At 63.9% G+C, this 10,694-nt stretch carries 10 protein-coding genes; 5 read left to right on the forward strand and 5 right to left on the reverse strand.

Features of this window, described 5'->3' with window-relative positions; genetic code table 11:
• Positions 1-77: 77 nt before the first annotated feature.
• The 3 genes from ACTJJ4_RS11800 to ACTJJ4_RS11810 all read right to left on the reverse strand — a co-directional run bounded on the left by ACTJJ4_RS11800 (position 78) and on the right by ACTJJ4_RS11810 (position 1,959).
• Entirely contained in the window at positions 78-695 is a 618-nt protein-coding gene (locus ACTJJ4_RS11800; protein ID WP_440943492.1) for a hypothetical protein, read from the reverse strand.
• Between the two features lie 827 nt (positions 696-1,522).
• Positions 1,523-1,741 (reverse strand): helix-turn-helix domain-containing protein, encoded by a 219-nt coding sequence (locus ACTJJ4_RS11805; protein ID WP_440943493.1) that lies wholly within the window; start codon positions 1,739-1,741, stop codon positions 1,523-1,525.
• Positions 1,738-1,959: a hypothetical protein gene (locus tag ACTJJ4_RS11810; protein ID WP_440943494.1), complete on the reverse strand. Its 222-nt coding sequence runs from the start codon at positions 1,957-1,959 to the stop codon at positions 1,738-1,740. The genes ACTJJ4_RS11805 and ACTJJ4_RS11810 overlap by 4 nt, the downstream gene beginning before the upstream one ends.
• Positions 1,960-2,052: 93 nt before the next feature.
• On the opposite strand from ACTJJ4_RS11810, the gene ACTJJ4_RS11815 reads away from it, so the two are divergent.
• Together ACTJJ4_RS11815 and ACTJJ4_RS11820 are read left to right on the forward strand one after the other, a co-directional pair.
• Positions 2,053-2,445 carry a helix-turn-helix domain-containing protein gene (locus tag ACTJJ4_RS11815; RefSeq protein ID WP_440943495.1) on the forward strand — a complete coding sequence of 131 codons (393 nt, stop codon included), beginning with the start codon at positions 2,053-2,055 and terminating at the stop codon, positions 2,443-2,445.
• On the forward strand, positions 2,384-2,809 hold the full coding sequence (locus ACTJJ4_RS11820) for an ImmA/IrrE family metallo-endopeptidase (RefSeq protein ID WP_440943496.1): 426 nt from the start codon (positions 2,384-2,386) through the stop codon (positions 2,807-2,809). Before ACTJJ4_RS11815 ends, ACTJJ4_RS11820 begins: the two co-directional genes overlap by 62 nt.
• Here the strand turns inward: ACTJJ4_RS11820 and ACTJJ4_RS11825 are convergent.
• Both ACTJJ4_RS11825 and ACTJJ4_RS11830 read right to left on the reverse strand, forming a co-directional pair.
• A complete protein-coding gene (locus ACTJJ4_RS11825; RefSeq protein ID WP_440943497.1) occupies positions 2,766-3,950 on the reverse strand; it encodes a site-specific integrase in 1,185 nt (394 codons plus the stop codon). The two genes, ACTJJ4_RS11820 and ACTJJ4_RS11825, sit on opposite strands and share 44 nt — an antisense overlap.
• A gap of 52 nt (positions 3,951-4,002) precedes the next feature.
• Positions 4,003-4,215, reverse strand: coding sequence for a hypothetical protein (locus ACTJJ4_RS11830; protein WP_440943498.1), 213 nt, complete (start codon positions 4,213-4,215; stop codon positions 4,003-4,005).
• 852 nt (positions 4,216-5,067) lie between these two features.
• On the opposite strand from ACTJJ4_RS11830, the gene ACTJJ4_RS11835 reads away from it, so the two are divergent.
• Genes ACTJJ4_RS11835 through ACTJJ4_RS11845 form a run of 3 tightly spaced genes read left to right on the forward strand, consistent with a single transcriptional unit; the run spans position 5,068 to position 10,678 of the window.
• Entirely contained in the window at positions 5,068-6,576 is a 1,509-nt protein-coding gene (locus ACTJJ4_RS11835) for a DUF3375 family protein (RefSeq protein ID WP_440943499.1), read from the forward strand.
• Positions 6,573-7,268, forward strand: coding sequence for a DUF4194 domain-containing protein (locus tag ACTJJ4_RS11840; protein ID WP_440943500.1), 696 nt, complete (start codon positions 6,573-6,575; stop codon positions 7,266-7,268). Before ACTJJ4_RS11835 ends, ACTJJ4_RS11840 begins: the two co-directional genes overlap by 4 nt.
• Entirely contained in the window at positions 7,265-10,678 is a 3,414-nt protein-coding gene (locus ACTJJ4_RS11845; RefSeq protein WP_440943501.1) for an ATP-binding protein, read from the forward strand. The genes ACTJJ4_RS11840 and ACTJJ4_RS11845 overlap by 4 nt, the downstream gene beginning before the upstream one ends.
• Positions 10,679-10,694: the final 16 nt, after the last annotated feature.

Below are 10,694 nucleotides of genomic sequence, written 5' to 3' on the forward strand. Positions count from 1 at the left end.
ATCCCCCGATACCGCTGTGCCCCCGGCGCGATTCGCACGCGCGCATCCCTAACCTCACGGCACGGGGGCTTGCCCCTTCACGCGGGCCGCGTCCAGAAGTCTGGGTCATTATCCGGAGTGATCTCATTCCCCGCCGCGTCAGGCGGGAACTCGGCCACCATCTGCTCGAACGACTCGAGGACCGCGACATCCGGATAGTTGCGTGCCACCATGCGCGCCTTGAACTCCGTCATCGTGTCCGGAATGTGCATGGCGATGATTCGGGCCTTCATACACCGGAACCCTCGCGAACCGATGACCGTCTCCCCGTAACCCTCGATGACCGCGTTCACCCTGTCGGGGTCGTGGTAGTCGTTGGACCCGTCGTAGTACGCGTAGAAACCGTGATTGCAACTGTTCATCGCATGCGGCTTCGTGGGTTCAGGCTCGGGTTCACGGATCGGCGTCGCATACCCTCCCTGCGAGAGGTTCAACACGGCGCGGTACGTGATCTGGTAGATGTCCCGTTCGTTCCGCTTGCACTCCGCCTGGTTCTCTCCCGGCATCCACACCTGCGGGAACGTCACACCCCGCAGGCGCCCCAGCTTGTCCACGTTGAATGCGCGGACACCCCGCACCACACCAACAGCGAACCCGACCTCCTGAAGTGCCGGGTCGATCATCTGATCAATGCCAGAGAACTCATCGATGCTCATGCGGGCACCGGTTCCTGCTCCGGGACCGTCCGCGGGGCCGGGATTTCCAACGGCTCCAGCTCGATGTGCTTCCGTTCCTCCCCGATGTCCCCCGCCCTGGGCGAGATGATCGGACGGGGAAGCCGTCGGGATCGGGCCAAGATACGTGTTGACATTTCTGCTCCTCCACCATGGGTTCATTTCGTTACCTCCTGTGCCCTGCTCGGCCGCGAACCGACGCCACCAGCAGTGGGGCAGGGCTTTCTCACGTCCGTTCCTAACCAGTCGCAACCAGGCACCTACCCGGCTCGTGATCGTGTAGCAGCAGGCACCGCGAATGCGATGGTGAATGCCCGCCCCCGTAGCTCCGTGAGACTTCTTTCCTTCGACCCACCCGGCTACGTTCCTGAGAGGCCTGCGCTCGCCTGCGCTACGGTCCATTCGTTCTCGTGCACCACACGTCACCCGTCCACCCCACAAGAGGGCTTCTCGCATCCGTGCAGCCCCCATCTGGGGGTGTCCCCCGACCGTTGGCGTGGTCGACGGCATATCTTCACCGGTTAGTGATATTCGATTGGCCCGGATCATGTTCTGCCGCAAGGGGATAGCCCGGGATTCAGTTGAAGCGACCCGTTTCCAGGTACGCCGAGTAGCGCTACCCACAAGCGATGCAGGTAGAGCCGGATCGTTTGACGGGGATCAGCCGGTCGGACGGTCCCTCAGATCCAGGACCGAAACGTCATCCGCGAACTCCTCCACAACCGGAGCCCGGTCAAGCCATGACGCGAACCAGACAGCCGGCGTCAGAACCACCACCGCCAAGAACACGAATCCGAAAGCCGAGAGGATCACGCTGCACGCTCAGGCTTCTCATCAGGGAGGCTGTCGAACCACCGCATGAGCTCCGTGAACTTCACCAGCGGTTTCGTTCCGTAGTACTTCACGGCCAGATCGTTGTTCTTGATCGCCTTCTGCACCGAGTCGACAGACAGGCGAACCTCTTCCGCCGCCTCAGCCACAGTCAGCACGCTCGGCCCTCTGCCGTCAGTCTTCTTCTCCGCGCTCACGCGGCCACCTCCACGAATCGAGTTACGGGTACACGCAGAAAGCCGCCGACACGCACCAGCTCGCCGAGAAGGAAGGGAGCACGCCCTTCGAGGCGTTCTTCCAACTCGGCGGTGGTGATGTCGGCGGCTTGTGCGACGCTGTGAACGTCAGAGCCTGCCTCGCGGATCGCGAGGTCAACTCTTCTCGCAATACCGATTTCGGTGCGCTTCCTGTCCATATCGATAGGCTACACGCCGATGACGCGAGGTGCAAGCCGTTATGGAAAGTTTTCCTGTCGATCCAGACAGGAGAAGAATCTAGACTGATAGGCATGTCGCCCACGCAGCCCCTCATCAGCCGTGTCGCCGCAGACGTACTCACTGGGTACTACAAGCGCAAGCGCCTCACGCAAGAAGAACTCGCTACCGCCGCAGACATCCCGCTGCCGACCCTGCAGAAGAAACTCAAAGGGAACGCGCCCATCACTGCCACAGACCTGGTGATGCTGTCGCGCGCAATCGGTATCGACCCGGCCAAGGTCATCACAGAGATTGTCGAAGAGGCCGAGGCTGAGGAGCGGCGCGTGTCGGAGGGTGTCGCTAGCCTCGACGCACACCGCAAGAAGAAGACCCCAGCTGACATGACGGAAGATGAGATGGAGAGTGAGCGCAGTGCAGCGAACACTGATCCTGAAATCGGATTCGACGAACCCGACACCCCTTAGAGGCCGCGCGTACGACCCGTGGGCGCACGCCGACAACCTCGGCATTGAGGTTGTCGTGCGGCGCCTGCGAACCGCGCACGGTCGATGGTTCCCCGAGTACAACCAGATCCTCATCAGCGACCGTCTCCGGGCCGGCGAACAGCGGCTCGTGCTCGCTCATGAGCTCGGGCACGGCGTCCTCCAACACCTTGACGACCGTCCGAAATACGAAAATCAGGCCGACCGGTTCGCCGCGAGGAATCTGATTTCCCCGGACGAACTGGCCGACCTGTATGAGTGGTGCCCGGACGAGCAGCGGATCGTCGCAGAGCTTGGTGTCACTACGCGCCTATTTCGTGCGTACGTCCTGGATCAAGTGGCCTAGAAGCCTCACCGATCGTCGCCATCGCGATGCGCTTCCGCTCAAGGTTCGTCCCGCTCTTGTAGGCGCGCGACATGGAACGCGACGAGTGCCCCACCAGTTCGATGATGAGGTCTTCGGGGACACCGCTCAGATAGAGCATGTCCACTGCAGTGTGCCGCAGGTCATGAAGCCGGATGTTTCGGCCCGGGAAGATTCCCTCGACGAACGTGTTCCATGCTTTCGTATCCCGGTCGGGGTCGCGCGGTCGTCCATCCTCTGTGAACACGAGCCCCCACGGGTTCTCGGGCTCCTGCTCGAGATGTTCCATCAGATACGTGCGCAGGTCTCCGACCAGGGGGATGATGCGCCATCCTGCACGCGACTTGGGGCGCGTCCAATAGAGACCGCCGCGGATGTGGCGGAACTCGAAGTTCGCGGGCGCAATAGGATTGCCGTCGTCATCGCGGCGCAGCCGCTGCAACTGCCACGACAGATCTAGAACATCCCCCACACGGTCGCGCTCAAGCCCGATCACCTCTCCACGCCGCGCGCCCGTGATGACACTGACGATCCACCTGACCCCGCCTGGCTGCGTGCGCGCGTAAGCAATGAACTGGCGCACTTCGTCGGCGCTGAGGACATCTAGGTTCGTGACGTTCCTGAGTGGCGCTTCGACGAGCTTCGCCGGGTTGCGGAAGATACGACCTTCACGGACGGCGACTTCGAACGACGCCGACATGATCCGGTGCGCGTTGAGGGCGTAGGTGGATGACCCGTTGACGCTCTCTGCGGATGCATGCACGCGACGAACGGCCGATGCCGTGATCTTGTCGAGCTTCGTGCCAGCGCCAAGGCCGGGGACGATGTGCTGCGTGACTACCGACTTGTACCCATTGAATGTCCCAGGTCGGACCCGCTTCGCGACTACCTGTCCCAGCCAGTAGTTGAACCATTGCTCGACGGTGAGAACCTTCGTCGGAAGGTCGCCGCGCTGTTCGAGTTCTTGCCGCGCCTTGTTGTACTTGGCAAGGAGTTCCGTCTTCGACTTGGAGCGGATGAACTTGCGGCGACGGTTCTTCCCATCGTGGGACGGCAGCTCGATGACTGCCGTCCACAGCCCCCGCTTGTCCTGGAAGATCGCCCCTTCGCCTTTGCCCCTCACTGGGCGCGCCTATCAAGCTTGCGCGTGAGAGACTGCACCATGCGGTTCCGACTCACGCGAGACCGTCCTTTCCGACCCACTGCGCGTACGCCTCCCGGAACTCGATAAGGTCTTCGGCGTGCCGGATCTCGCGAAGACGATTCGCTCGGGGGCTACGGTCCGCCAGGAAGGTGGGGTTGTTTGCGATCTGGTCGGCCACGTCGACAGCAGTGGCGAGCATGATCGCTGCCTTCACGAACGCCTGGTAGTCCTGTTCGGTTCCCATATCGACTCCTCTCGTCAGGCGGGCAAGCTGCCCGCCTGAGTCTTCTTCTTCCGTGTGCTGACCACATCTGTTGATTGGTCACTCCAACGTGAGTCGGTCTTCTACGGATGTTCCGCTGACGGATCATCACTGCTCCTTCCGGCCAAGGAAAGTGGGTGCAACCGTGAGGTGCATCCTTAGTCATCGGTCGGTAGCGGTTGCTACCTGTCGATATCGACAGCATATACACACGATACGCCCGATTTCAAGTCGCTCTCGACAGGATCGTGAAACTGAAAATCGAAAGGTCACCGGATCGATGCCGGTCGGAGCCACAAGGCTGATCATTACAATCAGCCCAGAAACCCTCGCGTAGCTTCTACATCGCGAGGGTTTTGCTTTGCCCTGGCGCGGAAGGGCTCTGCGGTGCTCACCTCTGGTGCCCTGACTGGTCTTAACGACTCCGCAGCATCCAGCCGTTGAGCGAGCACAGCGAAACGAAACGCGCCGCTCACGAGGCCTGTGCGGGTTTTGTGCCGGTGGCCGTTAGAGAGTCCCGCGGAGCGTCGGGGCTCGGTCGATGACTGTGATGGTCTCGATCTTGCGGTGCCCAAACCACGGCTTCACTCGCTTGCGCCAGGCGAAACAATAGCGGGATGGGCCGACACCGAGAAGGCGGCGTCGAGCCCCAGCCGGTCGGCTCACTCGTCTCCGACACCCGGGCGTCACGCCGGTGAGCGTCGGGGAAGACCTGCCGTACCAACGCGGCGATGGATCCGTTCGTCTCTGAGCGAAACCCTATTGTGGGCGGGAAAGTCGGTGCCTTCTGCCATGCTGAGCGCGAGGGGTATACGTAGCAGCGAGGGGAAAGTCGTGAGCGAGGTCAGCGGGGAGTTCGTGCGTGCGTTGAGCGCGTTCAAGCAGCCGACGCTTTCGCTGCTGAGCCAGCGGCACGCGCCTGTGATCGTCGCGATCCTTGGCAGTTGCTTCTCACGAGAGGTGCGCCAGATCCCCGCGGCGCGGTTGCACGTGAACGTGCAGGACATGCTCGCGGAGGTCGCCGGCTCGGGTCTCGCAACCACAGCCGTCGCCGGCGCGGATGCCGCGGAGGCGCCTACGGGAACCGGGCGCGAGGTGTGCCTGCGGTGGATGGCCAAGCAGTGGCTCATCCGCTCGACCACCGCCGACGGGGATGACGTCTACTCACTGACCTCTCATGCCCAGCAGGCGCTCGACTTCATCACGACGATCCGTCAGGAGCGCACGGGGCTCAGCGAGCACCGGATCGCGAACATTGTCGCCACCGCCAGGCGCATTAACCGAGAGTCCAACCCGGATGCACAATCGCGCATCGCCATTCTCGACGCGGAGATCACCCAGCTCACCGTGGAGCGCGACCGACTCATGGCCGGCGGTGAGGTGACGCCCATGAGCGAGGACCGCCTCGTGGAGGGCTTCGACGAGCTGCTGTCGCTGGTGGCGCAGCTGCCGAGCGACTTCAAGCGCGTGGAGGAGGCGTTCCGCAGCGTGCGCGCCGAGATACTCGATGACTTCCGGGCAGAGCGTCGGGTGCCTGGCGAGGTCATCGATCGCTACCTGCAGCGCATCGACACCCTGATCACGGCGACACCGGAGGGTCGCGCCTTCGATGGCGCGTTCGCTCTGCTGCGCAACGACGACCTGCTCAGCCAGCTCCGCAGCGACATCACCACGCTCATCGATCATGGCGAGGACCTCCTGATCGATCGTGACCGCGACGACCTGAGGGGCATCGTGCCGCTGATGAGGAAAGGTCTGGACTCCGTGCTCGAGCAGCGAAGCCGGATCACCGACGTTCTTCGCACGTACATCACCACCCACGATGCCTCGAAGGACCGTGAACTCGACCGGGTGCTGCGTTCACTCGAGCAGGCGACGGCGGCATGGCTCGCGGTCGCAGGCCCCAATGAGAAGGTCGATGTGGTCGTGCTGCCAGGACACCTCGACATCACGCACCTCAAGGAGCGGTACTTTGACCCCTCAGACGAGGCGGCACTCCCCGACCTCCACGACAGCGACTGTGATGAGCGCCCAGAGGGCCTGTCACTGGAGAAGCTGCGCACCTACGGCGGACCGCGGATGGCGGAACTGGACGCGGCGCTGGCGGAGATGCGGATACCGCTTGAGGGATGGAGCCTCGGCCAGCTGTTCGCCGATCTTCCCGACGAGCTGCGCCGTCCGGTGGACGCCCTGGGTCTGCTGCATCTCGCGATCAACCGCGAGGGCCTGGTGCGCGCTGCCGAGACCGAGCAGTACACGACCATCCGCCCGGATGGGTCGACTCGGAGGTTCGACGTTCCCGTGCTCGCGCCGGGGCGCGCTGCTGAGGAGGAGCCGCTGTGAGCATCATCGGGCAGGTGGGGGAAGTCCCCGAAGACGGCTGGGACGACGCGGAGCCGTTCGAGCCGGAGGACGACGCAGAGTCGTCGACGGTGGCGGAGTTCGACGGCGATGCCGGCGGCTTGTCTCCCGAAGAGCGACGAGCGCTGGTCGTGCTTCTGAAGAATCCGTTCATCACCTCGGAGAGCCATCCGCGGGAGTGGAAGGCTGTGATCGCCTCAGGTGCGGCGATCGGGCAGCGTCTCAACGACCTCTACCTGTCCCTGGAGGTGAACCACGATCGGGAGGTCGCCTACAAGCGCCCGGTGACATCGGAGACCGGATCACGGGTTTTTCCCACGCTGCTATACAACGCCACCTGGCAGCGGGAGGAGACAGCGCTACTGGTCTATCTGCGCGTGCGGGAGCGCAACGAACGAGCCCGCGGCGAGGTCCGTGTGCGGGTGAGCCGCTCCGAGATGCTCGAGCACCTTCGCGAGAACCGTCCGGAATCCGCGACTAACCAGGCCTCGGACGACAAGCGCGCCGGGCGCGCGATCGACACGATCAAGAGCACGGGGCTCCTGACGAAGACCGACGAGGACGGCGTGTACGGGATCTCGCCGGCCATCGAGCCCATGATGCCGATTCCCACCCTCAACAACCTGCTCGCGTGGCTGACTGAGCGCATGTCGGCCGAAGAGGAGATGTCATGACCCTGGTCAGCCAGATCACATCGATGCTCGACCCCGCGGACTCCGCAGAGCCGCGGTGGCGGGCGCACACGCTGCAGGTGGTGAACTGGGGAGGATTCCACGGACCCGCGCGCGTGCAGTTCGCTCCCGACGTCACCGTCATCAGCGGCCAATCAGGAGCCGGTAAGAGCACTCTGCTGGATGCCTACATCGCCTTGATGATGCCGCCGAACGTGCCGTTCAACGGCGCCTCCAATGACTCGGGTGGCGGTCGGGCGCGCTCGGCTGAGCAGCGGAACCTGCTCAGCTACCTGCGTGGAAAGCTCGATGACACCCTCGACGACGGAGAGGTAGTCGACCGCGTGATGCGCGGCAACGATGAGCCGACTTGGGGTGCGGTGGCGATGACGTTCATCTCCGCCGCAGGTGAGATGTTCACCGCGATGAGGGCGTACTTCGCTCCGGCGCGAGCCGCCCGCCCGGGCGATCTGGTGATCCGTCCGATGACGTTCCCGGGTGAGTTCGATTTGCGGGAGCTGCAGCAGTTCGCCCAGGTCGGTGAGGCGCACTTCCCGTCCCGGCAGATGAAGGCGCAGTGGCCGGGGCTGCAGCAGTACGAAACCTACTCCTCGTTCATCCAGACGCTGTACGTCAGGCTCGGCATCGGACTCGGCGGCGACGGCGCGAAGGCGCTCCGTCTGCTCGCACGCATCCAGGCCAGCGAAGACATCTCCACCGTGGACCGGCTCTACAAGGAGCTCGTCATCGAGACCCCGGACTCCTACGCGAAGGCGGACGCGGCGATCGAGCACTTCGACAAGCTCGAGGACGTCTATCAGGAGATGCTCACCGCCCAGGCTCGCGCAGAGCTGCTCGAGCCTGTCATCCAGGCGCACGCAGAGCTTGTCGCCGCGCAGGAGCAGATCGACAACGACGACGAGCTGGGATCGATCGACTCGAACGCAACGCCCGCGGGGCTGTGGCGGCTGCGGCTGCAGTCCCAGGTCCTGGAGCGAGCCGTGACGGCGAACCGGAACGACGCGCGCGCACTCCGCGAGGAGCTGCTTAGGCACACGGAGAACGAGAATGCCGTCGGACGGCAGCTCGAGGAGACCCGCAAGGCGCACAGCGAGGCCGGCGGCGATCTGCTCGTGCAGCTGGACACGCAGATCCGTGAGGCAACCAGCTCCATCCGTATCCGCGAGGAGCGCCGGGCAACCCTCGTGAAAGCGACCACGGCGCTCGGGGCCGATCTGACCACGCATGAGTCGTTTGGGCACGCGCAACAGGAGAGCCGGGCTCTGCTCGACGATTTCGCAGCCGCGGAGATGCGCGTGAAGAACCAGCGTGACGACCTCATCGTCGGTCGTGGACCGCTGATCCAGCGTCGCGATGAGATCACCCGGGAACTCGGTTCGTTCGAGAACCGCTCGGGCCGGGTCGACGAGTATCTCCATGAGATGCGTGAACAGGCTGCACGCGCCTCGGGGATTGATGTCGCGGATCTTCCGTTCGTCGCCGAGTTGCTCGACGTGCTTCCGGACGAGGAACAGTGGCGAACCTCGATCGAGGTGTCGCTGTTCAGCGGTGCACGGCTGATGCTCGTGCCCTATGAGCACTTCGAGCACTTCTCTCGTGCGATCAACCCACTGAAGCTGCACGGACGGCTGAACTTCAAGGCCGTGCGGCGCACCACTCAGCAGAAGCAGCTCATACTCGAGCCTGACCGCATCGCGGGCAAGCTCCAGTTCAAGGAGTCGCCGTACCAGAGCTGGGTCACCGACTACGTCGCCGATCCGTCGCGGAACGCTCTGTGCGTGGAGAACCCGGAGCAGCTGGGCGGTGACGACCTGCGCATCACCCGCGAGGGGCAGAGCAGGCGGGGTTCAAGCGGCAGCCACGGCCGCCAGTCGCGCCGGAACGTGATCGGGTTCGACAACGCGGATCTTCGAGCAGAGCTCGAGCGCGACCTTGAGCAACTGCAGAGCCAGATCGAGACGATCAACGCCGACGCGGATCGTCTAGATCGTGAGCGCACGACCCTCGCCTCGAAGAAGGAGGCGGCATCGCGGATCGCTGACCAGGTGTGGACGGACATCGACGTCGCCAGCGCGGTCGAGGCGAAGAGCGCGCTCGAGCGGCGCCGGGATGAGATCCGCGACAACAACGACGTGCTCGCCGAACTGGACCGGCAGATCACCGAGCTTGCCGAGCAGCATGAGAGCCTCAAGCGCGAGGGATATCTGCGCAGCCAGCAGATCAGCGAGCTCGATAAGGCCCACAGCAAGTTCGTGGACCAGGAGGATCAGGTCAACCCGGTCATCGCCCAGCTCGACGCAGACGGCGTGACGATCCGCGACGAGCTCGCTTCCGACCTGGATCGGATGTGGGCGGCGATGCTCGGTGACGAGCCGGATGTACCGGCCTCGTTCGCTCGGACGCTCAACGTAGTGCGTCGGGAACTCGGCGCCCGGGCGGAGCATGCCCGCGAGCAGGTATCGCGGCTGAGGACGCAGATCGAGGGGGCCTTCAAGAGGTACCAGTCCTCCTGGAACGATGCGAACCTCGGCGTGAGCATCGACTTCTTCGATGACTACGCGGCCATCTACGAGCAGATCGTGCGCTCCGGGTTGCGTGAGCGTCGTGAGGAGTGGCGCAACCGCGTGCTGGCATGGAGCGGCGAGCACCTTCAGCAACTGTTCGGCTCGTTGAACTCCGCGATCGAGGAGATCGAGGACCGGCTGGATCCGATCAACCAGATCCTGCGCGACCTGCCCTTCGGGGCGACGGAGGATAGACTCTACATCGACATGCGCCGGCTCAAGCCTGAGCACGTCACGAATTTCCGAACTGATCTACGCAGACATGCGTCGATGGCCACCGCTCACCTCGATGAAGAGGAGCTGGAGAAGCGCTTCAAGGACCTGCAGCGCTTCATCGCGCAGATCCGTCGCAAGGATGACGTGCGCCTTCCGCGCGAGATGGCGGTGCTGGTGGACCGTGACAGGCTCCTCGACGTGCGCCGGCACGTGGAGATCAGCGCCCAGCGCCTGGGCGAGGATGGCAAGCCGCTGAGCATCTACAAGTCCCTGCAGGGCAAGAGCGGCGGGGAGATGCAGGAGCTCATCGCGTTCATCGTCGGAAGTGCCTTGCGATTCCAGCTGGGCGACCAAAAGCGCTCTCACCCCCGGTTCGCCCCGGTCTTCCTCGATGAGGGTTTCATCAAGGCTGACGGCCAGTTCACCTCGCGCGCGGTTCAGGCCTGGCAGGGCCTCGGGTTCCAGCTGATCATCGGCGCACCGATCGATAAGGCGCCGGCGCTCGAGCCGCATGCCGACGTCGTGGTGGAAATCGCGAAGGTGCTCAGCACAGGTCGTTCGTACGTTCTGGAGATGCGCGCGACGGATGCCGCGCGAGGAGGAGGCGCGTGAAGACACCCGCTGATCT

Origin of the sequence: Microbacterium sp. 22195 (genome assembly GCF_052056515.1) — a bacterium.
GTDB lineage: Bacteria > Actinomycetota > Actinomycetes > Actinomycetales > Microbacteriaceae > Microbacterium.

What these genes read in the sequence shown, in the direction of transcription:
- ACTJJ4_RS11800 (WP_440943492.1), bottom strand. Translation starts at nt 695, where the DNA reads ATGAGCATCGATGAGTTCTCTGGCATTGATCAGATGATCGACCCGGCA.
- ACTJJ4_RS11810 (WP_440943494.1), bottom strand. Translation starts at nt 1,959, where the DNA reads ATGGACAGGAAGCGCACCGAAATCGGTATTGCGAGAAGAGTTGACCTC.
- ACTJJ4_RS11815 (WP_440943495.1), top strand. Translation starts at nt 2,053, where the DNA reads ATGTCGCCCACGCAGCCCCTCATCAGCCGTGTCGCCGCAGACGTACTC.
- ACTJJ4_RS11830 (WP_440943498.1), bottom strand. Translation starts at nt 4,215, where the DNA reads ATGGGAACCGAACAGGACTACCAGGCGTTCGTGAAGGCAGCGATCATG.
- ACTJJ4_RS11845 (WP_440943501.1), top strand. Translation starts at nt 7,265, where the DNA reads ATGACCCTGGTCAGCCAGATCACATCGATGCTCGACCCCGCGGACTCC.